We start from the raw sequence: 26,242 nt of genomic DNA, 5'->3' as shown, positions 1-26,242 counted from the left end.
GGCCCGCGTCTGCGGCCGAGCCCCGGAGGTCCTGCCGTCCGGGGCCGGGAGTCGCAGTCCCGGCCTTCCGTGCTGGACCGGGACTCGCAGTCGCTGCCGTCCGGGATCATCGGAGAGCGCGCTGCGCTCAGTCGCCGATCCGGACCTCGGCCGTGCCTGCGACCGCTGCGAAGCGCTCCGGCGTGGCGGTGAGCAGGATGACCTGAGCCCGGCGTCCGGCCGATTCGAGAGCCGCGGCCAGGCTGGCCAGACGCTCGGGGTCGGAGTGGCCAAGGGCGTCGTCGAAGATCACCGGCACTCCCTCCACCGGATCCACCAGGGTGGCCACGGCCAGGCGCACCAGCACGGCGAGCTGCTCGCGGGCGCCCGTGGACAGCGACGACTCGTCGATCCAGGTCCCGTGCATGAAGCGGCGGGTGACCTCCAGATCCTCGTCGACCTCGACCCGGAAGCTTAAGCCGAAGACGTGGGCCCCCAGCCGCTCCAGCTGCTGGCGGAACGGCTCCGTGTAGCGGCGATGCGCCTCCGCCTGGAAGCGCTCCAGGGTGCCGGCCAGCAGCTTGGCGGCCGCTGCCCGCCGCAGATGGCTGCTCAGCTCCTGAGCGACCGCGCGGCGCCGGGTGAGCGCGGTGTCGAAATCGGACTGCTTCTGGTCTCGGTCCAATGCCATCAGAGCACCCCGGGACTGGGCGCGCTGATCGCGGGCCTGATCCAGCACCCGGCGCAGTGCCTCTGGGCGGCGCATGCGCGCCTCGTACTGGCTGCGCTTGTGCTCGCCGTCCTGGTCCTGCCACTGCCGCTCGAGCTGGGCTGCCTGCTCCTGGGCCCGCGCGAGCTCGTCGATGGCCTCCTGATGCGAGGCCTCCACGGCATCGTCGGCGATCTGCTCGCGCTCGTGGGCGAGCTGCTGCTCGTCGCGCTGCGCGGACTCCGCCTGCGCGTCCAGCGCGGCCCGCGCGGCACCCAGCTCCTCCCGCCGGGCTGACAGGGCCGCTTCTGCGCCGGAGACGTCGTCGCGCACGGTCTCCAGCGTGCTGCGGGCGTCCTCGGCGGCCTCCTCCGCCTCCTGCAGGGCATCTGCGGCTTCCTGCGCCGATCCGGTCATGGCCGGAGGATCTGAGTCCGCGGGCCGCTCCGAATCGGCCAGCAAGGAGGCAAGCCGCTCGTGCTCGCGGCGCAGCTCGGCCTCGTCGTGCTGGGCGAGCACGCTACGGCGGCGCTGTACCAGCGCGGTGCGCTCGCGCTGCGCCTCCGTCTGCTCGCGCAGCAGATCGCGGGCCTCCTGCGGGGAGGCGACCTCCCACCGGACCAGCGCTTGCCGCAGGGCCTCCTGAGCGTCGTTCGCGGCCCGGCTGCGGTCCTCGCGCCCCTTTTCGGGGACCACGCTCACCCGCAGCTGCCCCGGCAGCTCGAGGTCGATCTGCTCGGTCACGGCGCGGGTCTGCGCTTGCTGATCGAGCAGCTCGATCGACTCGTCGCCCAGGTGCACCGTGCGGGGGCCTCCCAGGGCGGTCACCGTCAGCTCGGCGGAACCGGCTGCGACCTGCGCTCGAGCGGTCGCCAGGGCCCGCTCGGCGGCATCGATCCGCTCGACGTCGGCGGCGCCGATGGGGGAGTCAGGGGCCTGACCCAGCGCCTCGAGCTGCTGGGCGATCTCCTCGAGCTCGTGCAGCTGCTGTGCCAGCTCGCTGTGGCGCTGCCGGTGCTGGACCAGGCGCTGGGCGGTGCGCAGCGCGCGGACTCGGCCCCGGGCCTGCTCCTCCGCAGTGCGAGCGCTCTCGAGCTCGGTGCGGTGCTGCTGCGCTGCTTCCTGCGCGGAGTCGAGCTTGACCTGCAGCGCTTCTGCCTCCGTACGCAGCTGCGCGGCACGCTGGTGAGCCTCCTGTGCCCGGGTGCGCAGCCGCTCGCGCTGCTCGAGATCGGATCGGCGCTGCTCGGTGCGCGATGAAGCCGCCTCCGCCGCCGCTGCGGCCTGCTCCCTGCGGGTCTGCAGCTGAGTGAGCGCGGCGGCCGAGACTCTGGCCTGCTCGGCGTCCTCCTCCGCTGACGCGAGGGTGCGCTGGGCGGCGGTCAGCGCGCGCTCGTCCCGCTCCAGGCGCTCTTCGGCTTCCACGAGGCTCGCGAGCTCGGCGTCGGCTCGCTCATGGTCGGCCACGGCCTCACGGTGCCGGTCGCGCACGGCCTTGGTGGCGGCGTTCTCCTTGCCGCCGGCCGTCCAGTACCGCTCGCGCTCGGCCTGGGCCAGAGCGAGCAGGCTCGAACCGGACTCGCTCTGGGCGCTGCCTCCGCTGGCCTGCTCCAGGGCGGACTTCAGCGCCGAGGAGTCGGTGAGCCTCTCCCGGCCCGAGGCCGAGCCCTGCAGCATGCGCAGCGCCGACCACAGCGTCTGATCGGAGCGCTCGCGCAGGGCCATGACGGTGTCGTGGGCCTCCCGCCCCGAGAGCGTGTCCCCGGCGCGCGGTCCCTCGAGGAAGCGCAGGGTGGTCTTCTTGGCCTTGAGCCACTGCTTGCGGTACAGCAGGCGGTGGCCCTCCAGGGTGAACTCCGCCTCCACGGCGATCCCCAGGTCATCGCCCACGGGATCCGCCGCCTTGACGGCCTTGGCCCCGGAGCTGTCCGGGATCTCCAGCAGGAGGTCGAAGGCCTCGATGAGGGACGACTTCCCGGACTCGTTGCGCCCCTGCAGCACGGTGATCCCTGTGTCCGGGAACTCGACCGTGCGGTCCCGGACTCCCTTGAAGCTGTCGACGGCGATGCGGTGGATCCTCATGCGCGCTGCCCTCCGCTCAGCCGCACCAGCAGGCGCAGGGCATCCTGGGCGGTCTCGTGCTCAGCAGGCGGCGCCGGCTCGCGGAGCATCTCCTCCTGCTCGGCCTGCTCCGAGAGCTCTTCTGCGGCGATCGGCTCGGGCGACCCGTCCTCAGCGCGCTCCCGCTCGGGCTGCCAGGCCCTCTCCCGAAGCTCCTCGAGGGTCTGCTGGGCGAAGCCGCCCAGCGAGATCTCCTGCATCTCCTCCTGGCTGGGCAGGATCACGATGTCCGTGTGCCGGTCCCAGGCCTCCAGCGACGCGAAGCGCGCCCCCTGGGATTCGAGCAGCTCGTCCAGCTGCGCCGCCTGCCCGACCGTGAGGGCTCCCCGCAGAGCCGTCTTGACCATGGTCCGCTCCTTGGGCGTCTGAGCATCCAGCTCGGCGGCCAGCGCCTCGAGGTCCTCCGGGCCGTCGAGCTCGCGCTCGATCACCACGTGGCGCCACCGCCCGACCTGGTGGTCCTGCACCGTGACCTGGGACCCGGCCGGGGCCTGCGGATCGATCTGGACCTCCAGCACCAGGCCCAGACCGGTCTCCCGGAAGCTGGTGGTCTCGTGGGCCCCCGAGTACTGGATGGCCCCGCGTCCGTCCTGCGGCCAGCGGATGTGGCGATCGCCCAGTGCGACGTAGTGGATCCGCCCGTCCGCCAAGGCTGCCTCCAGCGGTGCCCGCCTGACGGTGACGGGGGAGGAGGCATCCGGATCCAGCTCCTCCAGCATGCCGTGGCCGACGAGCACGCGGACGGTCCCATCTGTCTCCAGGCCCTCCAGCGCAGGAGCCACGGGATCCGCGTCCGGCTTGCGGGTCCGCCACGGCGCCCCGACCACCTGGACGCCGTCGAGCACCTGGACGGGATCCGAGTCCCGCAGCAGCACGACGTTGTCCGGGAGGCCGTCGCGCACGGCGGGCGAGTCCCACAGCGAGCCCGTGCCCAGAGGGTCGTGGTTGCCCGGAAGCAGCAGTACCGGCAGCTCGCAGCGCATGGCCTCCAGCGCCCGGCCCATGTCCTGAGGGCTGAGATTGGCATGGTCGAACACGTCTCCTGCCACGACCACGAACGAGCATTCGCGCTCCAGGGCCAGCGCCAGGAGGGTGCGCACGGTGTCCACCCGGTCGGCGGTGAAGCGCGGCTGAGCCTCACCGGCCAGGTAGTGCCGGGTCATGCCCAGCTGCCAGTCGCTGGTGTGCAGGAAACGAACGGTCACGGCGGGCCTCCATCAGGGCGCTCCGGCGGATGCGGGGACGAGAACGGGCCGGGGAAGCGAACTCCCATGACCCTAGGAAGCGAGTCCGACATCACAAGGTCCTGGTGAGACCCGATGTCAGGCCGTCAGCGAGGTGATGATCCCGTAGATTGGGCCCACGGAATGCGCGGCGGCCGTGCGTCCCCTTCCGGTCCCGCCGCCCCTGAGAGCGAGGAGACCCCATGTCGCAGAACACCCCTTCCGAGCCGACCTGGAACCCGGAGACCAGCCCGGCCGGCGTGTCCGCCTCCGAGGTGCCCGGACAGCAGCCGGAGCAGCCTCGTCCCGCGCAGGAGCCGGCGCCTGCGCCCCAGCAGGCTCCGCGCCAGGCCCCGCCGACCGATCCCGAGCTCGACGGCCACAGCTCCGGCCCGGGCGCCGGCGTGTGGGCCGCGCTGATCGTGGGCATCCTGGTGCTGATCGTCCTGCTGATCTTCATCCTCCAGAACATGGAGGACGCCACGATCCACTTCATGTCCTGGACCTCCTCCATGCCCACCGGCGTGGCCATGCTGCTCGCCGCGATCGCCGGCGCCCTGGTCATGGCCCTGGTCGGCTCGGTGCGACTGTTCGCCGTGAACCGTCGCGTGCGCAAGCTCGAGAAGGAGCGCGAGCGCATCAAGTCCACGCTGCGCTGAGCGCGCTGATCGATCCGCGGAGCATCTCCATGACGGCCGCGTCCTCGCCTGTGCGGGACGCGGCCGTCGTCGGAAGCGGCTCTCCGTGAGCGATCGTGCGGACGTCGTCGTCATCGTGCATCCGCTGAGGCGCCATGCCGCTGCGATCGAGCCCCTGCTGCGGCAGCGAGCGGCCGCGGCCGGGCTGCGGGTGCGCTTCGAGGCGACCACCTCGCAGCGCCCCGGCGCGCAGCAGGCCGCCCAGGCCGTGGCCGACGGTGCGGCTCGGGTGATCGTCGCCGGCGGCGACGGCACCGTCCGCAGCGTCGCTTCCGGCCTGGCAGGCTCGGGAGCGGCGCTGGGGATCATCCCGACGGGCACCGCCAACCTCTTCGCCCGGAATCTGGGCCTCCGTGCTCCGCGCACGGTGAAAGCGCTCGACGCTGCGCTGCGCCATGTGCTCGCAGCTGACCCGATTCCTCGCGACGTCGGCCTCCTGAGCTGGCGCGACGCCGATCAGCAGCGGCATGACGACGTCTTCCTGGCGGTCGCCGGCATGGGCGAGGACGCAGCGGTCGTGGCCGCCACGGACGAGGCGCTCAAATCCCGCACCGGCTGGCCGGCCTACCTGCTGCGCGGTGCCGCCAGGCTGCGCTCGCCCCTGCACACCCTCGGCATGCGCGTGGACGACGGCCCCGAGCTCGAGCTGCCCGCCTGGTCCGTGCTGATCGGCAGCGCGCCGCGGATCCCGCTGGGCATCCGCGTCTTCCCGCACGTGCGCACGGACTCCGGGGACCTGGAGCTGCTACGAGCAGCGCCGCAGTCGCTGCGCGACTGGGCGAGCATCGGCTGGCACGGGCTGATCCGACGACCCCAGCGGGCGCGCGCCCTGCATTACGACTGCGCCCTGTCCGTCGAGCTGCGAGCGCGGAGCCCGCTGCTGCTGCAGGCCGACGGCGATCTGCTGGGCCGCGCTGTCCAGGTCCGGGCCGAGGTCAGCCCCGCAGCGCTGCTCGTGGCGAGCTGAGCGGATCGGCGTCGGTCAGGCCGTGGACGGGACTGCCGCGCCGAAGCGCATGACGGAGCGCAGCCGCACCGATGCCACACTGATCCCGAGAACCAGCACCCGAGGATCACGTCCCAGGAGGACCCCATGGCAGCACGACTGAGCCCCTTCATCATGTTCTTCGGCGAGAACCACGGCCAGGCGGAGACCGCCCTGAGCACGTGGGTCAGCGCATTCCCCGACTCAGAGGTCCTCGAGCTGTCGCGGTGGTCCGAGAGCGACGAGAACGAGGTCGCGGGCACGATCTCCCAGGGCCTGATCCGCGTGGCGGGGACCACCGTGCGGGCCTTCGACAGCGCCTTCGACCACGGCTTCCCGCTGACCCCGGCGGTGTCGATGTTCGTCGAGCTCGACACGCAGGAGCAGGTCCGCGCCGCCCACGAGATCCTGCTCGACGGCGGCACCGAGCTCATGCCGCGGGGGGAGTACCCCTTCAGCCCCGCCTTCGTGTGGCTGCAGGACCGCTGGGGCGTGAACTGGCAGATCAGCGCGGCGGGCTGAGCTGCATCGAGTCATCGGAGGCGCGTGATCCGCCGGAAAGGCCCTGCGACGCACTGCGGCCCCGCTCACCGATCGGTGAGCGGGGCCGCAGTCTGATCCGGTGCCTCAGCAGAGGCGGGAGATCACTTCTTGAGGCTGTCGATCGCCTCGTTCAGCGTGGCCGAGGGACGCATGACCGCGAAGGCCTTCTCGTCCTCGGGGCGGTAGTAGCCGCCGATGTCCGCCGGGGAGCCCTGGACGCCGAGCAGCTCGGCGACGATCTTCTCCTCGCCGTCGGACAGGCGCTGGGCGACGTCCGAGAACGCCGCGGCCAGCTCGGCATCGGCCGTCTGCTGCGCCAGAGCCTGGGCCCAGTACAGCGCCAGGTAGTAGTGCGAGCCGCGGTTGTCGATCTCTCCGACCTTGCGCGAGGGCGACTTGTTCTCCTCCAGGAAGCGGCCGGTGGCCTCGTCCAGGGCGTCGGCCAGGACCTGCGCCTTGGGGTTGTCGTAGCGCGAGGCCAGGTGCTCGAAGGAGGCCGCCAGCGCCAGGAACTCGCCCAGCGAGTCCCAGCGCAGGTGGTTCTCCTCGACCAGCTGCTGCACGTGCTTGGGTGCGGAGCCGCCGGCACCGGTCTCGAACAGGCCGCCGCCGTTCATCAGCGGGACGATCGAGAGCATCTTGGCGGAGGTGCCCAGCTCCAGGATGGGGAACAGGTCCGTGAGGTAGTCGCGCAGGACGTTGCCGGTCACCGAGATGGTGTCCTCGCCCTTGCGGATGCGCTCGATCGAGAACTTGGTGGCCTCGATCGGGCTCAGGATGCGCAGATCCAGTCCCTCGGTGTCCTCCTCGGCCAGGTACTTCTCGACCTTCTCGATGAGGTTGCGGTCGTGGGCGCGGGACTCGTCGAGCCAGAACACGGCCGGCATGCCGGACTCGCGCGAGCGGCGCACGGCGAGCTGGACCCAGTCCTTGATCGGGGCGTCCTTGGCCTGGCAGGCGCGCCAGATGTCGCCCTGCTCGACCTCGTGGGACATCAGGACCTCGCCGGCCGAGTTCACGACCTCGACGGTACCCGGGGCGGGGATCTCGAAGGTCTTGTCGTGCGAGCCGTACTCCTCGGCCTTCTGCGCCATGAGGCCCACGTTCGGGACGGTGCCCATGGTGGTGGGGTCGTAGGCGCCGTTGGCGCGGCAGTCGTCGATCACGGCCTGGTAGACGCCGGCGTAGGACGAGTCCGGCAGCACGGCCAGGGTGTCCTCCTCGGTGTCGTCCTTGGACCACATGTGACCCGAGGTGCGGATCATGGCCGGCATGGAGGCGTCCACGATGACGTCCGAGGGCACGTGCAGGTTGGTGGTGCCCTTGTCCGAGTTGACGTAGGCCAGGGCCGGGCCCTCTGCCAGGCCCTTCTCGATCTCGGCCTTGACGCCGTCACGGACCTCGGGATCCAGCTGCTCCGCGCCCGAGAGGATCGAGGCCAGGCCGTCGTTGGCGGACAGGCCGGCCGCGGCGAGCTGATCGCCGTAGACCTCGAACAGGGTGGGGAAGAAGGCGCGGACCACGTGGCCGAAGATGATGGGGTCGGAGACCTTCATCATGGTGGCCTTCAGGTGCACGGAGAAAAGCACGCCCTCGGACTTGGCGCGCTGGACCTGCTCGGCCAGGAAGCCGTCCAGGGCGCGGGCGGACATGTTGGTCGAGTCCACGACCTCACCCGCGAGCACCGGCACGGACTCCTTGAGCACCTGCTCGCCGTCCTGCGTGCGCAGGCGGATGGTCAGGGTGTCATCGGCGGGGATCACGACGGACTGCTCGTTGTCGCGGAAGTCGTTCGCATCCATGGTCGCGACGTTCGTCTTGGAGTCCTTCGACCACGCGCCCATCTTGTGGGGGTTCTTCTTGGCGTAGTTCTTCACGGCCTTGGGGGCGCGGCGATCCGAGTTGCCCTCGCGCAGGACCGGGTTCACGGCCGAGCCCTTGACCTTGTCGTAGCGGGCGCGGACGTCCTTCTCCTCGCCCGTCTGCGGGTCCTCGGGGTAGTCCGGGATGTCGAAGCCGGCGGCCTGCAGCTCCTTGACCGCGGCCTTGAGCTGCGGGACGGAGGCCGAGATGTTCGGCAGCTTGACGATGTTCGCCTCGGGCGTCTTGGCCAGCTCACCGAGCTCGGCGAGGGCGTCGTCCAGGCGCTGGTCCTCGGTCAGGCGCTCCGGGAACAGGGCGATGATGCGACCGGCCAGCGAGATGTCGCGGGTCTCGACCTCCACGCCGGCGGTGGTGGCGAACGCCTCCACGATCGGCTTGAAGGAGTAGGTGGCCAGCAGCGGGGCCTCATCGGTCTTGGTCCAGATGATCTTGGGCATATGAGTCGTGACTCCTTCGTTCGACGTCATGCGGTGCGTGATCGCCTTCAAACCTACCCGATCCGACCTCTCCATCAGAGGCCTGGGTCACGCTGTCCGGGCGGCAGGCTGGGACGACGGGTCCGCTGTTGCGCGCGGCGCGAACGCCGACGTCAGCGCGTCCCTGCCTCAGCTTCCGGACAGCTGGAGCGGGTAGAACGGGTCCATGCTCTGGAGATGGCTCGTCAATTCGCTCGCGGTGGCCCTGGCCACCGCCCTGGTGCCCGGCATCCACCTGAACACCGCGACCCTCGGCACCCAGATCCTGGTGATCGTGATCGTGGCCGCCGTGCTCGGTGCGTTCAATGCCGTGGTCAAGCCCGTGCTGCAGCTGCTCAGCGGCTGCCTGATCATCCTGACGTTCGGGCTGTTCCTGATCGTGATCAACGCCGCCATGCTGCTGGCGGTCTCCACCGTCATGGAGGTCTTCGGCGGCTACTGGGCGGTCGAGTCCTTCTGGCCGGCGGCCGTGCTCGGCTCGGTCGTGATCTCGCTGGTCAGCATGCTCATGGGCGCGTTCGAGCCCAGGCGGCGCGACGTCGTCGTGGTCGAGCAGCGTCCCGGTGCCGTTCCGGGCCGCGATCCCTACGGCCGCCCCGTGCGCGGCGGCTCGCAGGCCCCGCGGCGCAGCGGGCCGGACACCTACCAGTACCGCGGCGACGACGGCCGCCTGCACGAGGGCGAGATCTACGACCCGGAGGACCCCACCGGCCGCGGCCGCTGAGCACTCCGCCTGATCAGCCCAGCATCGCCAGGCTCACCGCCATGACAGCCATCCCGGCCACGATGCCGTAGACGCACAGGTGGTGCCCGCCGTACTTCTCGGCCGTGGGCAGCAGCTTGTCCAGCGAGATGAAGACCATGATCCCCGCCACGGCGGCCAGCGAGGCCCCGAACAGGGCGTCGGTCAGGAACGGGCGCAGCAGCAGGAAGCCGATCACCGCGCCCAGCGGCTCCGAGAGCCCGGAGAGGAAGGACAGGCCGATCGCGCGGGCCCGCGAGCCGGTGGCCTGGAAGACGGGCACGGCCACGGCGATGCCCTCGGGGATGTTGTGCAGGGCGATCGCCACCGTGATGGCCACGGCCACCGACGGATCGCCCAGGGCCGCGGCGAAGGTCGCGAAGCCCTCCGGGAAGTTGTGGATCGCGATGGCCAGGGCGGTCAGCATGCCGGTGCGCAGCAGCCGGGAGTCGGCTGCGGGCGCTGCGACTGCGGCGTCGGGTTCGGCGTCGCCGGGCTGATAGGCGAACTCGTGCGGATTGGCCTGATGCGGCACGAGCCGATCGATCACGGCGATCACCGCGATGCCAGCGAAGAAGCCCCCGACCATGCCCCACGTCCCGCGACCGGGCCCCCAGGCGGCGCTCAGCAGGTCGCCGGCCTCGGCCAGGATCTCCACGAACGAGACGTAGAGCATCACGCCCGCGGAGAAGCCCAGGCTCAGCGCCAGGAACGATCCGTTCGAGCGGTTCGTGAGGAAGACGGCAAGACCGCCCAGGCCCGTGGCGAGCCCGGCGATCACCGTCAGCAGCAGGGCAGCGGCCAACGACTCTCCTCAGGCGGTGCGGATCAGCAGCAGCGGATCAGAGGTAGCGCGACGGATCGAAGGCGTCGAGCTCGATGATGCGCAGGCGCGGCAGCGGGGCCTTGAAGGCCTCGAAGTCGTCCTCCAGGTCGACGATCTGCAGGCCCTTGTCCTCCATCTCGTGCAGCCCGGCCGAGAGCAGCTCGCGGAAGCACAGCACGGCCACGCGGCGGCCGTCGTCGAGCAGGGCCTCGATCTCGTCGTGGAAGTCGATGTCGTGGGAGGCCAGGATGACGTCGCCGTGGCCCTGGTCCAGGATCGCCTTGAGCATGCGCTGGATGCCGACGTCGACGACCTTGACCTTGGGCGGGGCGGCCAGGGGGATGACCTGGTAGTCGAAGCCGCGCAGCGCGGCCACGAAGCTGAAGGGCAGGTGCCCGTGGGAGCCGTTGAGGAAGAACAGGCCGTTGGTGTCCTGGCGCCACAGCTTGCGGGCGCCCTTCATGACCTTCTCCCAGCGCGGCCGCTCCTCCGGCTTGGGCTTGCGCTCGAGCAGGGACATGCCCAGGGTGGCGTCGATGTTCTCGCCGTCGACCAGCAGGTAGGTGGTGCTGGGGGCGGAGGCCGACGGCTGGACGGTCGGCTCGTCGGCCACGGCGGACTCTGCCGGGGTGGTGGTCCCCTGCGCGGGCAGGGAGCCGGCCTCCGGGGTGTCGAGGATCGCCGGCGTGGGCGCGGAGGAGTCGGAGCGGCGCGAGCCGAACTGGGCAGTGTCATGCGGAACCATGCTCCTGAGGGTACGGGAGGTTCCTGGCGCGCAGGGGAGCTCGGGTGCCGCCGCGGCCTCCATGTGTTGCGCCTTACACGAGGCCGATAGCCTGAGCGCATGAGCGCCATCCATCCCGTCCTGAACCCCGCCCGCGTCCGCTCGGACCTCTCCCGCTTGGGGCGGGAGTCCGAGCAGTACCTGTCCACCGTCGAGTCCTTCCATGACGACGAGTTCGACAAGCCGTCCCACTGCGAGGGCTGGAACCGCGCCATGGTCATCGCCCACGTGGCGGTCGCGGCCCGTCGGCTCACCCGTCTGCTGGACTGGGCGCAGACAGGCGAGGAGCAGCAGCTCTTCGAGTCCAAGGACGAGCGCACGGAGCTGCTCGAGCAGCTGGCCGCCAAGCCCCGCGAGGAGCTCAAGGCCGAGTCCCGCGCCGCGCTGGAGGCCTTCATCGCCGACGCCGAGGTCCTGACCGGTGAGCTGAAGGCCGAGGAGGTCGGCATCGGCCCCAAGCGCTTCCCGGCCACCTCCATCCCCGCCGTGCTGATCGCGGAGGTCGTGGTCCACCACGCCGATCTGGACACCCAGTGGGAGGTCGAGGAGGCCGATCCCGACTCCCTGCTCAACGCCGTGACCGCCGGAGTGCTGAACCTGTCCGTGAAGAACTCTCCGGGCCTGACCATCGTCACCGACGAGGGCGACGAGTGGGTCGTCGGCGACGGCTCCCTGCGCGTGGAGGGCGACCGCGAGGGCATCCTCGACTGGCTCTCGCGCGGGCGCACCGAGGGCATCTACCTGCCCGAGGGCGTCGACGAGGCCCCGGAGCTGCCGGCCTGGTGAGCCGACCCGGCGCAGACGCTGCCGGAAGACCCGACTGCACGACGAAGGCGCCCGGACCATGACCGGTGCGGGCGCCCTCGCGCACTGCGTTCCCTGACAGCTTCCGAGTGCGTCGGCTCAGGAGCTGCGTCGCTGGCGCGCCTGGACCGCCTCCAGATGGCGCGGGCGGACCGCGACCGCGTGCTGCGCATAGTCGTCGTGCCTCTTCAGCCAGGCCTTGACGTACGGGCACACCGGCACGATCCGGAAGCCGCGCTCGATCGCGTCGTCCAGGGCGAAGCGCACCAGCTGGGAGGCCACGCCCTGACCCTCGAAGGCGTCGTCGACCTCGGTGTGGAAGAAGATGCGCTCGGGCTGCTCGGCCTCCGAGGCGTCCACCCAGTACATCTTGCCGGCGATGGCGTCCCCGGACAGCGCCTCGTAGCGCTGGGGGCCGTCGTCGTTGCGGAAGCTCAGCTCAGTCATGGCGTGCCTCGGCCTTCTTCTTGCGGTCCAGTGCGCGCTCCTGGACGGGGTACTCGGACAGGATGGAGAGGCGGTTGAAGGTCCCGATGGTGATGGCCGCCCACTGCACCGCCGAGAACTGGGCGTCGGTCAGCACCTCGCGGGCGGCCTCCAGGCGCGAGCGGCGGGTGACCTGATCGGGCAGCTCGGCGGCGATCTCGGCCACGGTGAGCGCGGCGCATTCGACGTCGTCGAACAGCTCGGTCTCCTCCCAGGCGGTCAGCACAGCCAGCTGACGATCCGTGACACCGGCCCGACGCGCCAGCTTCACGTGCATGTCCAGGCAGAACCCGCAGCCGTTGAGCTGGGAGACCCGCACGTTGATCAGCTCGGCGACGACCCGGGAGAGGCCGGCCTCCGCCAGTGAATCGGCCACCTGCCGGGAGAGGCCGTTGAGGGCCTTCCAGGAGGCGGGATCCGCCTTGTCGAGGTAGAACCGCGCGTCTTCGCTCATGCACCCGAGAATAACGTGACATGTCACGCGCCACAAGAGCCGGCCATGTCCGGCGACACGCCGATGTCTGCCGAGAATGCCGGTCGGAATCAAAGCGTCCGATCCAGGGGCCGAAACCGCTCCAGCGCTGGACAGTCGGGCTCCGACGGGGCGATCTGGCAGACGGAGCGGGTGGTGGCGCGGGGGTATGCGTGGGAGCGTCCCTGAAATCTTCAGAAATGCTGGATGCGAGCTGTAGCCTGTCTTACATTCAGGGGTGTCTCGGATCACATCAGCGACGGCAGAGCCCCACCAGCACTCTCCACAGGAGGTCACCATGAACCCTTCCTTCTCCCGCCGCGGACTGCTGGGCGCCTTCGCCCTCACCTCGGCCTCTGCCCTCGTCCTCACCGCCTGCGGCGGAGGCGGCGGCGAGGACAGCGACGGCCCCATCACGGCCTTCGGCACCGAGCCCGAGAACCCGCTGGTCCCCACCAACACCACCGAGCAGGGCGGTGGCCGCGTGGTCACCCTGATCTTCGTGGGCCTGATCAGCTACGACGACAATTCCGAGGCTGTCAACGAGCTGGCCGAGTCCATCGAGGCCAACGACGACAACACCGTGTGGACCATCAAGATCAAGTCCGGCAAGAAGTTCACCAACGGCGAGGACATCACCGCCCAGAGCTTCGTGGACTCCTGGAACTACGGCGCTGCCGCCAAGAACGCCCAGCAGGGCTCCTACTTCTTCGAGACCATCAAGGGCTACGACAAGGTCTCCGCCGAGGGCTCGGAGGAGGACGAGATGGAGGGCCTGGTGGCGGTGGACGACACCACCCTGGAGGTCACCCTCTCGGGCCCCGACTCCACCTTCGGCAACCGCCTGGGCTACTCCTCCTACGCGCCCATGCCGCCTTCGGCCTTCGACGACATGGAGGCCTTCGGCGAGAACCCCGTGGGCTGGGGCCCCTACAAGATGGACGGCGAGGGCGCCTGGGTCCACGACCAGGAGATGCGCCTGGTCAAGAACGAGGACTACGACGGCTCCACGCCGGCGGCCAACGACGCCGTGACCTTCAAGATCTACCAGACCGCCGAGGCCGGCTACACCGACCTCGTGGGCGGCAACCTCGATCTGCTCGACACCATCCCGCCGTCGAACATCGAGGTCTCCGAGGACGACCTCTCCGGCCGCCTGACCAATCGCGAGTACGCGGGCAACTACACGTTCGGCATCCCGTACTACCTCGAGGGCTGGTCCGGAGAGGCCGGCAAGCTGCGCCGCCAGGCCATCTCCAAGGCGATCGACCGCGAGGAGCTCATCGAGGTGATCTTCAAGGGCGAGAACACGCCTGCTGTGGACTTCACCTCCCCGGTCGTGGCCGGCTACGACGCCGACGCCCTGAAGAACACGGCCAACGCCGAGTTCGACGCCGACGAGGCCAAGAAGCTGTGGGACCAGGCCGAGGACATCGAGCCCTACAACGGCAACACGTTCGAGATCGCCTACAACGCAGATGGCGGTCACAAGGAGTGGGTCGACGCGGTCTGCAACATGATCAAGAACAACCTCGACATCGAGGCTGCGGGCAAGTCGTACCCGACCTTCAAGGAGCTGCGCACCGAGGCCAACGACGGCAAGCTCACCTCGGCCTTCCGCTCGGGCTGGATGGCGGACTACCCGTCGCTGTACAACTTCCTCTCCGCGCAGTACGCCACGGACGGCTCGTCGAACGACGCCCACTACGAGAACAAGGCGTTCGACGACAAGCTCAAGGAGGGCCTGGCCGCCAGCTCGGACGACGAGGCGAACAAGGCCTTCCTGGAGGCCGACGACATGCTGCTCGAGGATCTGCCCGCGATCCCGCTGTACTACCCGAACCGCACCAGCGGCTACAGCGAGGCCGTGGACAACGTGTCGCTGACCTGGAACGGCGAGATCGACTACACCAAGGTCACCCGGGCCTGATGCCTCGCGACCGGGCCGGAGCCGCTGAGCAGCTCCGGCCCGGTCGCGCTTTTCCCGCAGCCGCATCGTTCCAGGAGCCTCTCGCATCATGACTCACCACGCGCCGGCCCTCCGGCATCTCCGTACGACGGGAGGTGCCCGCTGACATGGCCTGGTACCTCGTCCGCCGCCTCCTCCAGATGATCCCGGTCTTCCTGGGAGCCATCTTCCTCGTCTACTTCCTGATGTTCGCCACCTCCGGCGATCCCACCGCCGCCCTGTGCGGCGAGAAGGGGTGCACCCCGGGCACCAAGGCCGCGCTCGAGGCCCAGTACAACCTCGACAAGCCCTTCCTGATCCAGTTCCTGCTCTACCTCAAGGGCGTCGTGACCCTGGACCTGGGCGACAACTTCTCCGGACGCCCGATCATGTCGGTCATCGCCGACACGTTCCCCACCACGATCAAGCTGGCTGCGCTCGCCGTGATCTTCGAGGCGGTCTTCGGCATCCTCTTCGGCGTGATCGCCGGCCTGCGCAAGGGCACCTGGATCGATTCGACCCTGCTCGTCGTCTCCCTGCTGGTGATCGCGGTGCCCGTGTTCGTGCTCGCCTTCGTGGCCCAGTACGTGATCGGCATCCACTTCGGGCTGGCCAGACCCACGGTCTCGGGAGGCGCACCGCTCAACGAGCTGATACTTCCAGCGCTGGTGCTGGGAGCGCTGTCCTTCGCCTACGTGCTGCGGCTGACCCGCAACTCGATCGCCGAGAACCGCGAGTCCGACCATGTCCGCACCGCCACGGCCAAGGGCCTGCCGCGCCGCCGGGTCATCACTGTGCACGTGCTGCGCAACTCCCTGATCCCGGTCGTGACCTTCCTGGGCGCCGATCTGGGCGCGCTGATGGGAGGGGCGATCGTCACCGAGTCCATCTTCAACGTCAACGGCATCGGCAATCAGCTCTACAAGGCGATCAACCTGGGCGACGGCGCCATGGTGGTCTCCATCGTGACGCTCGTGGTGGTCATCTTCCTGATCACCAACCTGGTCGTCGATCTGCTCTACGCCGTGCTCGACCCGAGGATCCGATATGCCTGAGCAGAACCAGAACCCGAACCCGGATTCCCCGCAGGGCTCGGTGCACGAGACCCTGGACCCGTCGCCTCGCGTGATGGGCTCGCACGAGGTCTACCTGCCGGATCACTTCGTGGCCCCGGTGGTGGAGGAGCAGGGCCGCGCCGGCATCGAGAACCAGCTCGAGGGCAAGCCCTCGAGCCTGTGGCGCGACGCCTGGTCGACCCTGCGCCGCAACCCGGTCTTCCTCGTCTCCGCGGTGCTGATGCTCTTCGTGCTGTTCGTGGCCGCGTTCCCCGGGGTGTTCACCTCGGCTGCACCCAACGCCGGGTGCGAGCTGTCGAACTCCAACGGCGGCCCCGCCCCCGGACATCCGCTGGGCTACACCAACCAGGGCTGCGACATCCTGGCCCGCGTGGTCCACGGAACGGGCCCCTCGATCATGGTGGGCTTCGGCGCCACCCTCGGCGTCGTGCTCATCGGCGGGCTGCTGGGCGCGCTGGCCGGCTACTTCGGCGGCTGGATCGACGCGATCATCTCCCGCTTCATGGACATCATCTTCGCGCTGCCGCTGATCCTGGGCGCGATCGTGTTCATGCAGGTCCCGCTCATGCGGGAGAACCGCGGCGTGACCACGCTGGCGATCACCCTGGTGATCTTCGGGTGGCCGTCGATCGCGCGCATCACTCGAAGCTCCGTGATCTCGGTGCGCAATGCGGACTTCGTGACCGCGGCGCGCTCGCTGGGGATGAGCCGGCTCGGCATCCTGTTCAAGCACGTGATCCCCAATGCCGCCGGGCCCGTCATCGTGATCGCCACGATCTCGCTGGGCACGTTCATCGTGGCCGAGTCCACGCTGTCGTTCCTGGGCATCGGGCTGCCCGCGGAGGCGATCTCCTGGGGCAATGACATCTCGGCGGCGCGGCCTCAGCTGCGCACCAACCCCGAGACGCTGTTCTGGCCCTCGCTCATGCTCTCCATCACCGTGCTGAGCTTCATCATGATGGGCGACTCGCTGCGCGACGCCCTCGACCCCAAGGGGAGGACCAAGTGAGCACCTCGGCGAACAGCCCCCAGCCCGACGGCGGCGGGAAGCACCGGGCCGAGACCCAGGGGCCCTGGGCCCCCGGGCAGGAGCCGCTGACCCGCACGGGCCGGATGGTCAGCCTCAAGGCCCACGAGATCCTCAACGCGGGTTCAGACGCCTCGGGGCAGCGCCAGCAGGGGCAGACGCCGCTGCTGGAGATGAAGGGGGTGGGCATCACCTTCAAGACCGGCACGGGTGACGTCCAGGCCGTGGCCGACTCGGACATCCGGGTGATGCGCGGGGAGACCGTGGCGATCGTGGGCGAGTCCGGCTCGGGCAAGTCCACCTCGGCGCTGGCGGCCATCGGGCTGCTGGCCTCGAACGGGCGCGTGTCCTCCGGGCAGATCCTCTTCGACGGGGAGGACATCACGCATCCGTCGGCCAAGCGGCTGGAGGCGCTGCGCGGCTCGCAGATCGGCATGGTCCCGCAGGACCCCATGTCGAACCTCAACCCGGTGTGGACCATCGGCGCGCAGGTCCGCGAGACGCTCAAGGCCAATGACAAGCCGCACGGCGACGCCGACGTGGTCCGGGCTCTGGAGGAGGCCGGGCTGCCGGATGCCGAGCGGCGCATGAAGCAGTACCCGCACGAGTTCTCCGGCGGCATGCGCCAGCGCGCGCTGATCGCCATCGGGCTCTCGTGCCGCCCGCAGCTGCTGATCGCCGATGAGCCGACCTCCGCACTCGACGTCACCGTCCAGCGCCAGATCCTGGATCACCTGGGGCGGCTGACCAGCGAGCTCGGCACCGCGGTGCTGCTGATCACCCACGACCTCGGCCTGGCCGCCGAGCGCGCGGACCGGGTGATCGTGATGCAGAAGGGCCGCGTGGTCGAGTCCGGCCCCGCACTGAGCCTGCTGCGCAACCCGCAGCATCCCTACACCAAGGAGCTGGTGGCGGCGGTTCCGTCGCTGTCCCCGGATGATCTCGCAGCGAGCGTGGACAGCGCCGCCCCGGAGCTCATCCAGGTGAAGGATCTGGTCAAGGAGTACAAGATCCGCGGCTCGTGGGGCCGGTCCTCCGAGTTCCGCGCCGTGGACGACGTCTCCTTCACGGTGCGCCGCGGCCGCACGACCGCGATCGTGGGGGAGTCCGGCTCGGGCAAGTCCACGATCGCCAAGATGCTGCTGGGACTGGAGGACATCACCTCCGGGACCGTGACCGTGGACGGCCACGACATCAGCGGGTTCAAGGGCCGACAGTGGTTCGACTACCGCCGCAAGGTGCAGCCGATCTTCCAGGACCCCTACGGCTCGCTGGATCCCATGCGCAGCGTCTTCCGCTGCATCGAGGAGCCGCTGAAGGTGCACAAGGTGGGCGATGCCGCCTCGCGCCGGGCGAAGGTCCATGACCTGCTGGACCGCGTGGCGCTGCCGCGCCAGCTCGGCGATCGCTACCCGAACGAGCTCTCGGGCGGTCAGCGCCAGCGCGTGGCCATCGCCCGGGCGCTCGCACTGGATCCGGAGATCGTGGTGTGCGACGAGGCCGTCTCGGCCCTCGACGTCCTGGTCCAGGAGCAGGTCCTGCAGCTGCTCGGCCAACTGCAGCAGGATCTCGGTCTGACCTACCTGTTCATCACCCACGACCTGGCCGTGGTGCGGGAGATCGCCCACGACGTCTGCGTCATGGAGAAGGGCAGGCTCGTGGAGACCGGCACCGTGGACTCGGTGTTCGAGAACCCGCAGCAGGAGTACACGCGCCGACTGCTCGACGCGATCCCCGGCAAGGACCTCCTGGAGGTCTGAGCGCGGTCCCGCACCGGGCCCCGTCGTCGTCTCCTTCCGGGACGGCGACGGGGCCCTTCCGCGTTCCTGCTCAGCCCACCAGCCCGAGCTCGTGGGCCAGCACCACGGCCTGCACGCGGTCGCGAGCTCCTGTCTTGGCGAGCACGCGGGAGACATGTGTCTTCACGGTCGGCTCGGAGAGTACCAGCGCCTCCATGATCTCGTGGTTCGACAGCCCGCGGCCCACGAGCCCGAAGACCTCCTGCTCCCGGGGCGTCAGGGACCGGAGGCGGGGGTCATCGGCCACGGTGCGCTGCGGCGGGTCGATGAACCGGCGCATCAGGCGCTGCGTGGTCGACGGCGCGATCACGGCGTCGCCGCGGGCACAGGTGCGCAGGGCGCCGAGCAGCTCCTCCGGCTCGGCGTCCTTGAGCAGGAAGCCCGAAGCCCCGGCGCGGATGCCCTCGAGCGCGTACTCGTCCAGATCGAACGTGGTCAGCAGGACCACCGTGACCTGCGGATGCTCGGCCAGGATGCGACGGGTGGCCTCCAGGCCGTCCATGCCTGGCATGCGGATGTCCATGAGCAGGACGTCGGGCGCCTCACCGGTCGCGGCCAGGCGCGCGACGAGGTCCACGGCCGCCTGGCCGTCCCCGGCCTCGCCGCCCACGACGAGGTCGGGCTGCGAGCCGATCAGCATGGCCATGCCGCTGCGGATCAGGGGCTGGTCGTCGATCAGCAGGATGCGCAGGGGATCGGTCATCGGGTGCCCTCCTCGGTGGTCGTGGGGGTGCCGTGCTGCGGGTCGGTGGCCTGCGGATCACGTGGGAGATGCGGATCCTTCTCGGCCGGCTGATCCCGTGCGGTCGGCTGGTCTCGTTCGTCCTGCTGGTCGGATGCCTCGGACGAGGCGGCTGGCACGTTCCGGGCCTCGGCGGGCAGGCGACCGGCGAGCAGCCATCGTCCGGGCGATGCGGGGTCGGGGCCGGCCTGGATGGTCCCGCCGTAGAGACCGAAGCGCTCGCGCAGGCCGCGCAGGCCCTGTCCGCCGCCGTCGTGCCCCGGGCGGGGAGGCTCGGGGGACTCCGCGCCCAGGCCGTCGCTGGTGACGCGGACGGTCAGCTCCGCGCCGTCGTGGCGGAGCTCGACCCTGACCCGGGAGGCATCCGGGGCGTGCTTGAGCGTGTTGGTCAGGCCCTCCTGCACGAGGCGGTAGGACGCCAAGGAGGGTCCTGAGGCCAGCTCCGGCAGCGGCTCCGGGGAGGTCTCCACATCGATCTGCAGACCGGCGCTGCGCACCGAGTCCACGAGCGCCGGGAGGTCCTGCACGGTGGGGACCGGAGCGCGCTCGGCCTCCTCGCCTTCGGTGCGCAGCACGCCCAGCAGGCTGCGCATCTCGCTGAGCGACCCGCGAGCGGTCGTGGCGATCGTGGCCAGGACGTCGGCGGCCACCGAGGGATCGCTGCGCACGGCGTACCGGGCGCCGTCGGCCTGGGCGATCACGACGGACAGCGAGTGGGCCACCACATCGTGCATCTCCCGGGCGATGCGGGTGCGCTCGTCCTGTGCGGCCAGGCGCACCTCCTGATCGCGCTCGACCTCCAGGCGGTGCGCCCTCTCGGCGAGGACGTCGGCGCGGTGCGCCTCGGCCTCCCGACGCTGCAGGGTCACACGATGCAGATCGCCGGCCAGGTACGCGGCGACGATGATCAGCATCATCATGATCCCCTGGGTGGCGGCGCCGATGGCCCACTCGGTGGTCGTGACCTCGGCGATGCCGAAGGACAGGGGACCACCCAGGCGCCATCCGGGCCAGCTGGCGCTGACAATCGCAGCCACCAGCAGGGCCAGCGCCAGCACCGACACACGGGTGCGACGGCGGCAGCGCGAGGCCACGGTGTAGAGCAGCCAGGGCACGCCGAGCAGGCCGATGCCCAGGGGGAAGACCCCCAGCACCACCGTGGCGATCACGGACAGGAGGGCGAACAGCGCGGCGGATAGGGCGGGGCGCAGGGGCCGCAGGACCAGCACGGCGATGAGCGCCAGCGAGCAGGCCATCTGCGCCGGCGAGCTCACGGTCACGAGCGTGGTGAAGGCAGCCAGCACCAGGAGGAACAGGGCATTGGCCCAGACGGAGTGGGTGCGCAGCCAGTCGGCCACGCGGTGATGCAGCTGCATGGGACCTCGGGGGTATCGAGCGGATGGGCATCGCGTCGGCACTGGGGCGACGGGCCTCGAGGCGGCCGCGTCGACAGGACAGCGGAGAGCGCTCAGGGCAACGGCCACGGCCGGGACCCGACGGATCGGGCCCCGGCCGCGGACGCGGACCGGATCAGTCCAACGATGCCAGACCCTCCACGGGGGCCACCCGTGTGGCGCGGCGGGCCGGCAGGGCCGAGGACACCAGGGCCACGACGAGCACGCCGATCGCCACCGCGAGCAGACCGCCCCACGGGACCGTGATCGCCACGGGGATGGTGTCGGGGACCATCGCGGAGACCACGCCGGTGCCCAGCAGCCAGCCGGCCACCGCTCCCGCGACGCCGGCCGCGGCGGAGATGACCAGCGCCTCGCGGCGGATCATGGCGCCCAGCTGAGCGCGCGAGAGCCCCAGGGCCCGCAGCAGCGAGTTCTCCCGCGTGCGCTCCAGCACCGACAGCGACATCGTGGACGTGATGCCCAGGACGGAGACCGCCACGGCGGCGGCCAGCAGGCCCAGCGCAACCCAGAGCATCACGTTGAGGATGTCGACCATCATGGCCTTCTGCATGCCGTTCGCCGCGATCTCGTAGGCCTCGGTGTCCGTGAGCTCGGCGATCTCCTGTGCTGCGGTCGTGGTCTCCGTGGAGCCGATGCCGCGCTCGAGATCCACCTCCACGACGTCGTCCGTCTGCTCGACGGAGACCACCGAGTCGACGTCCTCGATCTGCTGCAGGGTGTCCTGGTCCACCTGCTGGGAGACGGTGATGTCCACCGGCATGGAGCGGTCCAGGTCATCGAGCACCGACTTCTGCGCCACGGCGTGGCCGGTGAGCACGGTGGTCACCAGCGTGATGCCGATCAGCAGCGCGGTGGCCGTCGTCGTGGTGCGGGACTTGTGCCGGATCGCGTTCGCGGCTGCCAGCCGTGACGGGACGCCGCCGGGCAGGATCCGTCCCAGCACGCCGACAATCGCCGGCATCCACAGCCGCGAGGTGAGGATCAGGCCCACGCCCGCGCCGATCCCGCTCACGACGCCCACGGCGGGGTGGTCGTGCGTGAAGGCGGCCCATGCCAGGGCGATCACCGAGGGGATCAGCACGAGCAGCCCGAACCCGGAGCGCACCCACGGGATCCGCTCGGCGCGACGGGAGCCGCGCATGCCGTCCAGCGGGAAGGCGCCCATGGCCCGGCGCGCGGGCCCGAGCGAGGCCAGCACGGTCACCAGGATGCCGATCACCAGGCCCAGGACGATGTCCTTGGGGGCCACGGCGACGTCGATCGGGGCGGTGGCGGGAAGCAGCGGCTCGAGCGCGAAGCCCGCACCGACCACCGCCGCTACACCGATCGCCGAGGAGACGAGCCCGAGCACGAGCGCCTCGAGCAGCACCGAGCGCTGGATCTGGCCGCCGGTGGCACCCAGGCAGCGCAGCAGCGCCAGCTCGCGGGCCCGCTGGGCCGTGAGCACTCCGAAGGTCGTGGTGATCACCAGGAAGGCCACCAGCACGGCCAGCATGGCGAAGGCCAGCAGGAAGGCGGACAGACCGGCGGCGGCGCCTGCCATGTCCTCGAGGGCGTCCTCGGTCTGCTCCTGCGGGGTCTGCACCAGGAAGGCGGTGTCGCCGGGCAGGGACTCGAGCTGATCCTGGATGTCCGCGCGCACGGTCTCCAGGTCCGCGCCGTCGGCCAGGGCAATCTGGGTGCTGGAGGAGACCGGCAGCATGTCGGTGTCGAACGGGGAGATGGTGCTCATGACGTCGGGCGAGACCCAGGCCATGTACATGTCCGCGCCGCTCTCGGCGCCCACGATGCCCGTGACGGTGACCTCGGCGTCCCCGCCGGACGGGATCATCTGATCCTCAGACATGCCCTGCTCCTCCGCCGACTGCACGGACAGGGTCATCGTGTCGCCGACGCCCACGCCGAGGTCTTCGGCGCGCTTGGTGTTCAGCGCGATCTCGTTCTCGCCCTGGGGCATGGAGCCCTCGTCGAGCTCCCAGGGGAAGATCTGGGGATCCTCCGGGGCGGTGCCGATGTAGAGGACCGGGGAGGAGCTGTCGTTCGATTCGACGTCGACGGCGGTGCCGGTCGGGGCCCACACCGTCTCCACGCCGTCGATGTCCTGCAGCTGCTTGATGTCTCCGCTGGAGACGTAGTCCGCCCCGTACAGGGACTCGGGGTCCTCGGCATCGGAGGCCTCGGTCTCCTCGGTCTCTGCAGAGGTGTTGTTCTCCCAGTCCTCGCTCACCACCAGATCCGCGTTGCGGGTCGAGTCGGAGATGGTCGAGACCATCGAGTGCTGCATGGTGGTGCCGAGCATCAGCGACCCGGTCGCGAAGGCGGCCGAGACGGCGATCGCCAGCAGGATCAGGACGTAGCGGGTCCACTGCAGGCGCAGTCGGCTCAGGACGATGCGGCGCATCAGCGCACACCCCCTGCCCTGCTGCCGTCGGCGACCGGGCGGCCGGCGCGGGACTCGTCCGAGACGATCGCCCCGTCCTGCACGCGCACGGTGCGGTCCGCGAAGTCCGCCACACGGGGGTCGTGGGTCACGACGACGACCGTGTGGCCCTGCTGGTGGACGGTGTCGGCCAGCAGCTGCAGGACCTGGGTGGTGGTGTCGGTGTCCAGGGCTCCGGTGGGCTCGTCGGCGATGATGACGTCCGGGCTCGTGATCAGCGCGCGGGCGATCGCCACGCGCTGCTGCTGACCGCCCGAGAGCTCGTCGGGGCGGTGGTCCAGGCGCTCTGTGAGACCGAGGCTGTCGGTGATCCGGGCCAGCAGCTCGGGATCGGGCCGGTGCCCGGCCAGGGTCAGGGGCAGCTCGATGTTCTGCCGAGCGGTGAGCACGGGGACCAGGTTGAAGGCCTGGAACACGAAGCCCACGTGCTCGCGACGGAACTCCGTGAGCTCCTTGTCGTTGAGGGAGACGATGTCCCGGCCGCCCACCACGATGGAGGTCTCCGGGCGACGATCGGGGGAGTCCAGGCCCGCCAGGCAGTGCACGAGGGTCGACTTGCCGGAGCCCGAGGGCCCGACGACGGCGGTGAAGGTCCCTCGCTCGATGTCCAGGGAGACGGAGTCCAGGGCGGTGACGGTCAGCTCGCCGTCGCCGTAGGTCTTGGAGACGTTCCGGGCGGCCACCGCGAGCTCGCGCGGGGGCTGCCAGGGGGTGTGCGGGATGGCTTGGTGGGTGTGGCCGGACGGGGCAGAAGACTCAGGCGATGTGCTCATGGTCCAAGACTGCGCCCTCCAGGCCTGCGGCACATCGGACCGACGGCCTATTCGGGGCAGTTGTCAGGTCATCCCGGGGTATGACGTCCTGGGGCGTCGGTCGTGGTCGCGGGCTCCGGTCCGGCCTCCGGCGGACTGCTGGGTGGCCGTCGTCGTTCAGAGCAGCCCGAGCACTCCCTTGACCACGGCGGCCGCCCCGCCGAGACCGGCGAGGATCAGCGCCAGCGTGCGGGCGCGCCCGGGCGTCACGCGGGACTCGAGGGCGGCGGCGACTCCCACCCCGCCGAGCACCAGGGCGATCACCGCGGGCAGGACCCACCACGGGGGCAGTCCCTGGTCTCCGGTGGCGCCCATCAGGGACTTGAGCACGACCGACATCAGTCCCATGGACATGAAGATCGGCTGCAGCGACGCCGCGAACGCCTTCTGCTCCCAGCGGGTGAGCCGAGAGACGATGACCATGGCCGGGGCGGCCACTCCTGCGGTGGTGTTCAGCAGGCCGCCGACAGCTCCGGCCACGGGCAGCGCGGCGCGATTCGTGACATGCGGCAGCTCCGGCGTGGCGACGGTGAGCGACAGGGCGATGAGCACCAGCACGCCGATGCCGATCTGCAGCCAGGAGGCCTCCAGCCACAGCACCAGCAGAGCGCCCAGAACCGCCCCCGGCAGGGCAGCGGCGACCACGATCCCCGCGCGGCGCCAGTCCACGCGCTTGCGGACCGAGAGCATGATCGTGAAGCCGGAGACGGTGGTGACCGCATTCGTCAGCAGCACCCCGGCCACGGGTCCGAGCAGCAGGGAGAGCACCGGGGTCACCACCAGCCCCACGCCGGTGCCCGAGAGCCGCTGCAGTGCGGAGCCGATCAGGATCGCCGCGGCAGCCAGCACCAGAGCGCCCCATGAGAGGTCGCTCAGCATCCTGGCTCCATGGCGTGGCCCCTAGAGTGATTCATGGCACGTTCGATCAGCCACCACGCTACTCGCCTGAAAGGTCCCTCCATGTCGATGGATGCTCCGGCCGCCCGTCCGTTCGCACTCGATGCCCTCGAGGTGCCGCTGATCGCAGCGCCCATGGCCGGCGGGCCGTCGAGTCCGGAGCTGGCGGTCGCGGTCGCGCGCGCAGGCGGACTGGGGATGCTGGCTGCCGGGTATCAGTCGGCCGAGGCGCTCGCCGAGCAGATCGCGGCGGTGCGCTCGGGGCTGCGTGACGTCGACCGTCTGTTCGGTGTCAACGTGTTCGTGGCGGAGTCCTCGCCCACCGATACGCAGCAGCTTGCGGACTTCCGCTCGCGGTGGGTGCAGGCGGTCGCTGCGCTCGATGCCGAGATGGGGGAGCAGGCCGCGGCGCGCCCGCTTCCCGACTACTCGGACGACGGCTGGGATCAGAAGATCGCCCTGCTGGTCGAGGATCCGGTGCCTGTCGTGAGCTTCACCTTCGGCCTGCCGCCGGCGGCCACGATCCGGGCGCTGCAGGATGCGGGCACGACTGTGCTGCTGTCGGTGTCCTCGTCCGAGGAGGCGGTGGAGGCCGCGGCCTTCGGCCCCGACGCCCTGGTCCTGCAGGGCCCCGACGCCGGCGGGCATCGCTTCACGCTCGCGCAGGACACTGCGCCGGGGACCACCCCGCTTCAGGAGCTGCTGGAGCAGACGCTGGCGGCGCTGGCGTCGTCCCATCCGCAGCTGCCGGTCATCGCGGCGGGCGGCATCTCCTTCCGCGCGGATGCGGCTCGGCTGCTGGAAACGGGAGCTCACGCCGTTCAGGTGGGCACCCTCTTCCTCGCCGCCGAGGAGGCCGGCACCGGGGCGGTCCATCGGGAGGCAGTGCTGGCTGCGGCGGGCGATCCGTCGTCGGCGCAGACCGTGGTGACGCGCGCGTTCTCCGGTCGCCCTGCTCGGGCGCTGTCCACGCCGTTCACCGAGGCGATGGCCGAGCACGAGATCGCGGGCTATCCGCAGGTCAACTCGCTGACGTCGCCGATCCGCAAGGCCGCGGCTGCTGCGGGGAAGCGGGAGCTGGTGCACCTGTGGGCCGGCACGGGCTTCCCCGCGTGCCGAGCCCGCCCCGCCGCCGAGATCGTGGAGTCCTTCCGGGGCCTGTGACCCGCACCGGATCACGTGCATCCTCGGTTGCGTTCTGTCCCGAGCCGTACCGCCGCACGCGTCCCACCGCGACGCCCCACCGGGCCGCGCAGCTCGAGGTCGGGTCGAAAGCCTCCGTACCCGTGGTCCTCCAGCATCAGGCGCAGCCGCGTCTCGGGCTCGGAGTCGACGCCCCGCCCCGCCGCGC

Annotated in this window: 22 protein-coding genes; 10 read left to right on the top strand and 12 right to left on the bottom strand. The window is 70.5% G+C overall.

The genetic code is table 11. The features are described 5' to 3' along the window. Nucleotides 1-127 precede the first annotated feature (127 nt). Together RF645_RS03530 and RF645_RS03525 are read right to left on the bottom strand one after the other, a co-directional pair. A complete protein-coding gene (locus tag RF645_RS03530) occupies nt 128-2,770 on the bottom strand; it encodes a hypothetical protein (RefSeq protein ID WP_368818602.1) in 2,643 nt (880 codons plus the stop codon). After that, complete coding sequence (locus tag RF645_RS03525; protein ID WP_368818601.1) at nt 2,767-4,014, bottom strand: exonuclease SbcCD subunit D; 1,248 nt, start codon at nt 4,012-4,014, stop codon at nt 2,767-2,769. The genes RF645_RS03530 and RF645_RS03525 overlap by 4 nt, the downstream gene beginning before the upstream one ends. A 221-nt stretch (nt 4,015-4,235) precedes the next feature. Here RF645_RS03525 and RF645_RS03520 point away from each other — a divergent pair, with 221 nt between their 5' ends. From RF645_RS03520 to RF645_RS03510, 3 genes are all read left to right on the top strand, one after another. After that, the gene (locus tag RF645_RS03520; protein WP_006214946.1) at nt 4,236-4,691 is read left to right on the top strand and encodes a lipopolysaccharide assembly protein LapA domain-containing protein; all 456 of its coding nucleotides are present in this window, start codon (nt 4,236-4,238) and stop codon (nt 4,689-4,691) included. Between the two features lie 85 nt (nt 4,692-4,776). Beyond that, nucleotides 4,777-5,697, top strand: coding sequence for a diacylglycerol kinase family protein (locus RF645_RS03515; RefSeq protein ID WP_368818600.1), 921 nt, complete (start codon nt 4,777-4,779; stop codon nt 5,695-5,697). Nucleotides 5,698-5,823: 126 nt separating this feature from the next. Continuing rightward, nucleotides 5,824-6,237, top strand: a complete 414-nt coding sequence (locus RF645_RS03510; RefSeq protein WP_368818599.1) for a VOC family protein — start codon at nt 5,824-5,826, stop codon at nt 6,235-6,237. A 122-nt stretch (nt 6,238-6,359) separates the two neighbouring features. Here the strand turns inward: RF645_RS03510 and RF645_RS03505 are convergent, their stop codons facing one another. Then, complete coding sequence (locus tag RF645_RS03505; protein ID WP_368818598.1) at nt 6,360-8,579, bottom strand: NADP-dependent isocitrate dehydrogenase; 2,220 nt, start codon at nt 8,577-8,579, stop codon at nt 6,360-6,362. A gap of 205 nt (nt 8,580-8,784) precedes the next feature. Here RF645_RS03505 and RF645_RS03500 point away from each other — a divergent pair, with 205 nt between their 5' ends. Then, nucleotides 8,785-9,342 (top strand): phage holin family protein, encoded by a 558-nt coding sequence (locus RF645_RS03500; protein WP_368818597.1) that lies wholly within the window; start codon nt 8,785-8,787, stop codon nt 9,340-9,342. Nucleotides 9,343-9,355: 13 nt separating this feature from the next. Here the strand turns inward: RF645_RS03500 and zupT are convergent, their stop codons facing one another. Together zupT and RF645_RS03490 are read right to left on the bottom strand one after the other, a co-directional pair. Beyond that, the gene (gene zupT, locus RF645_RS03495) at nt 9,356-10,165 is read right to left on the bottom strand and encodes a zinc transporter ZupT (protein ID WP_368818596.1); all 810 of its coding nucleotides are present in this window, start codon (nt 10,163-10,165) and stop codon (nt 9,356-9,358) included. A gap of 37 nt (nt 10,166-10,202) precedes the next feature. After that, nucleotides 10,203-10,931 carry a nuclease gene (locus RF645_RS03490; protein WP_368818594.1) on the bottom strand — a complete coding sequence of 243 codons (729 nt, stop codon included), beginning with the start codon at nt 10,929-10,931 and terminating at the stop codon, nt 10,203-10,205. 99 nt (nt 10,932-11,030) lie between these two features. Here RF645_RS03490 and RF645_RS03485 point away from each other — a divergent pair, with 99 nt between their 5' ends. After that, on the top strand, nt 11,031-11,756 hold the full coding sequence (locus RF645_RS03485) for a maleylpyruvate isomerase family mycothiol-dependent enzyme (protein WP_006214939.1): 726 nt from the start codon (nt 11,031-11,033) through the stop codon (nt 11,754-11,756). Nucleotides 11,757-11,873: 117 nt separating this feature from the next. On the opposite strand, the gene RF645_RS03480 is transcribed toward RF645_RS03485, so the two are convergent. Then, nucleotides 11,874-12,221 (bottom strand): GNAT family N-acetyltransferase, encoded by a 348-nt coding sequence (locus RF645_RS03480; RefSeq protein ID WP_024290935.1) that lies wholly within the window; start codon nt 12,219-12,221, stop codon nt 11,874-11,876. After that, nucleotides 12,214-12,714, bottom strand: a complete 501-nt coding sequence (locus RF645_RS03475; RefSeq protein WP_368818593.1) for a carboxymuconolactone decarboxylase family protein — start codon at nt 12,712-12,714, stop codon at nt 12,214-12,216. Before RF645_RS03475 ends, RF645_RS03480 begins: the two co-directional genes overlap by 8 nt. A 316-nt stretch (nt 12,715-13,030) precedes the next feature. Between RF645_RS03475 and RF645_RS03470 the strand changes: the two genes are divergently transcribed. The 4 genes from RF645_RS03470 to RF645_RS03455 all read left to right on the top strand — a co-directional run bounded on the left by RF645_RS03470 (nt 13,031) and on the right by RF645_RS03455 (nt 18,543). Then, entirely contained in the window at nt 13,031-14,662 is a 1,632-nt protein-coding gene (locus RF645_RS03470) for an ABC transporter substrate-binding protein (protein ID WP_368818592.1), read from the top strand. A gap of 146 nt (nt 14,663-14,808) precedes the next feature. Further along, entirely contained in the window at nt 14,809-15,735 is a 927-nt protein-coding gene (locus RF645_RS03465) for an ABC transporter permease (RefSeq protein ID WP_006214935.1), read from the top strand. Between the two features lie 73 nt (nt 15,736-15,808). Continuing rightward, entirely contained in the window at nt 15,809-16,765 is a 957-nt protein-coding gene (locus RF645_RS03460; protein WP_040561054.1) for an ABC transporter permease, read from the top strand. Nucleotides 16,766-16,956: 191 nt separating this feature from the next. Continuing rightward, the gene (locus RF645_RS03455) at nt 16,957-18,543 is read left to right on the top strand and encodes an ABC transporter ATP-binding protein (RefSeq protein ID WP_285729585.1); all 1,587 of its coding nucleotides are present in this window, start codon (nt 16,957-16,959) and stop codon (nt 18,541-18,543) included. Between the two features lie 70 nt (nt 18,544-18,613). Here the strand turns inward: RF645_RS03455 and RF645_RS03450 are convergent, their stop codons facing one another. From RF645_RS03450 to RF645_RS03430, 5 genes are all read right to left on the bottom strand, one after another. After that, nucleotides 18,614-19,285: a response regulator transcription factor gene (locus tag RF645_RS03450; protein WP_053447052.1), complete on the bottom strand. Its 672-nt coding sequence runs from the start codon at nt 19,283-19,285 to the stop codon at nt 18,614-18,616. Continuing rightward, nucleotides 19,282-20,700, bottom strand: a complete 1,419-nt coding sequence (locus tag RF645_RS03445; RefSeq protein ID WP_053447053.1) for a sensor histidine kinase — start codon at nt 20,698-20,700, stop codon at nt 19,282-19,284. Before RF645_RS03445 ends, RF645_RS03450 begins: the two co-directional genes overlap by 4 nt. Before the next feature lie 154 nt (nt 20,701-20,854). Beyond that, nucleotides 20,855-23,143 carry an FtsX-like permease family protein gene (locus RF645_RS03440; RefSeq protein ID WP_368818591.1) on the bottom strand — a complete coding sequence of 763 codons (2,289 nt, stop codon included), beginning with the start codon at nt 23,141-23,143 and terminating at the stop codon, nt 20,855-20,857. After that, complete coding sequence (locus RF645_RS03435; RefSeq protein WP_368818590.1) at nt 23,143-23,955, bottom strand: ABC transporter ATP-binding protein; 813 nt, start codon at nt 23,953-23,955, stop codon at nt 23,143-23,145. The genes RF645_RS03440 and RF645_RS03435 overlap by 1 nt, the downstream gene beginning before the upstream one ends. 156 nt (nt 23,956-24,111) lie before the next feature. Continuing rightward, nucleotides 24,112-24,873, bottom strand: coding sequence for a TSUP family transporter (locus RF645_RS03430; protein WP_368818589.1), 762 nt, complete (start codon nt 24,871-24,873; stop codon nt 24,112-24,114). Between the two features lie 81 nt (nt 24,874-24,954). Between RF645_RS03430 and RF645_RS03425 the strand changes: the two genes are divergently transcribed. Beyond that, nucleotides 24,955-26,055 carry an NAD(P)H-dependent flavin oxidoreductase gene (locus RF645_RS03425; protein WP_368818588.1) on the top strand — a complete coding sequence of 367 codons (1,101 nt, stop codon included), beginning with the start codon at nt 24,955-24,957 and terminating at the stop codon, nt 26,053-26,055. The last annotated feature ends 187 nt before the right edge of the window (nt 26,056-26,242 follow it).

It is taken from the genome of Kocuria sp. CPCC 205260 (genome assembly GCF_040981045.1).
GTDB classification, from domain to species: Bacteria; Actinomycetota; Actinomycetes; order Actinomycetales; family Micrococcaceae; genus Kocuria; species Kocuria palustris.
The sequence above is the reverse complement of the archived record's forward strand: the minus strand, read 5'-3'. Positions and strand labels throughout refer to the sequence as shown.

What these genes read in the sequence shown, in the direction of transcription:
- RF645_RS03530 (WP_368818602.1), bottom strand. Translation starts at nt 2,770, where the DNA reads ATGAGGATCCACCGCATCGCCGTCGACAGCTTCAAGGGAGTCCGGGAC.
- RF645_RS03520 (WP_006214946.1), top strand. Translation starts at nt 4,236, where the DNA reads ATGTCGCAGAACACCCCTTCCGAGCCGACCTGGAACCCGGAGACCAGC.
- RF645_RS03510 (WP_368818599.1), top strand. Translation starts at nt 5,824, where the DNA reads ATGGCAGCACGACTGAGCCCCTTCATCATGTTCTTCGGCGAGAACCAC.
- RF645_RS03505 (WP_368818598.1), bottom strand. Translation starts at nt 8,579, where the DNA reads ATGCCCAAGATCATCTGGACCAAGACCGATGAGGCCCCGCTGCTGGCC.
- RF645_RS03500 (WP_368818597.1), top strand. Translation starts at nt 8,785, where the DNA reads ATGCTCTGGAGATGGCTCGTCAATTCGCTCGCGGTGGCCCTGGCCACC.
- RF645_RS03490 (WP_368818594.1), bottom strand. Translation starts at nt 10,931, where the DNA reads ATGGTTCCGCATGACACTGCCCAGTTCGGCTCGCGCCGCTCCGACTCC.
- RF645_RS03485 (WP_006214939.1), top strand. Translation starts at nt 11,031, where the DNA reads ATGAGCGCCATCCATCCCGTCCTGAACCCCGCCCGCGTCCGCTCGGAC.
- RF645_RS03480 (WP_024290935.1), bottom strand. Translation starts at nt 12,221, where the DNA reads ATGACTGAGCTGAGCTTCCGCAACGACGACGGCCCCCAGCGCTACGAG.
- RF645_RS03475 (WP_368818593.1), bottom strand. Translation starts at nt 12,714, where the DNA reads ATGAGCGAAGACGCGCGGTTCTACCTCGACAAGGCGGATCCCGCCTCC.
- RF645_RS03470 (WP_368818592.1), top strand. Translation starts at nt 13,031, where the DNA reads ATGAACCCTTCCTTCTCCCGCCGCGGACTGCTGGGCGCCTTCGCCCTC.
- RF645_RS03465 (WP_006214935.1), top strand. Translation starts at nt 14,809, where the DNA reads ATGGCCTGGTACCTCGTCCGCCGCCTCCTCCAGATGATCCCGGTCTTC.
- RF645_RS03460 (WP_040561054.1), top strand. Translation starts at nt 15,809, where the DNA reads ATGGGCTCGCACGAGGTCTACCTGCCGGATCACTTCGTGGCCCCGGTG.
- RF645_RS03455 (WP_285729585.1), top strand. Translation starts at nt 16,957, where the DNA reads ATGAAGGGGGTGGGCATCACCTTCAAGACCGGCACGGGTGACGTCCAG.
- RF645_RS03450 (WP_053447052.1), bottom strand. Translation starts at nt 19,285, where the DNA reads ATGACCGATCCCCTGCGCATCCTGCTGATCGACGACCAGCCCCTGATC.
- RF645_RS03445 (WP_053447053.1), bottom strand. Translation starts at nt 20,700, where the DNA reads ATGCAGCTGCATCACCGCGTGGCCGACTGGCTGCGCACCCACTCCGTC.
- RF645_RS03440 (WP_368818591.1), bottom strand. Translation starts at nt 23,143, where the DNA reads ATGCGCCGCATCGTCCTGAGCCGACTGCGCCTGCAGTGGACCCGCTAC.
- RF645_RS03435 (WP_368818590.1), bottom strand. Translation starts at nt 23,955, where the DNA reads ATGAGCACATCGCCTGAGTCTTCTGCCCCGTCCGGCCACACCCACCAA.
- RF645_RS03430 (WP_368818589.1), bottom strand. Translation starts at nt 24,873, where the DNA reads ATGCTGAGCGACCTCTCATGGGGCGCTCTGGTGCTGGCTGCCGCGGCG.
- RF645_RS03425 (WP_368818588.1), top strand. Translation starts at nt 24,955, where the DNA reads ATGTCGATGGATGCTCCGGCCGCCCGTCCGTTCGCACTCGATGCCCTC.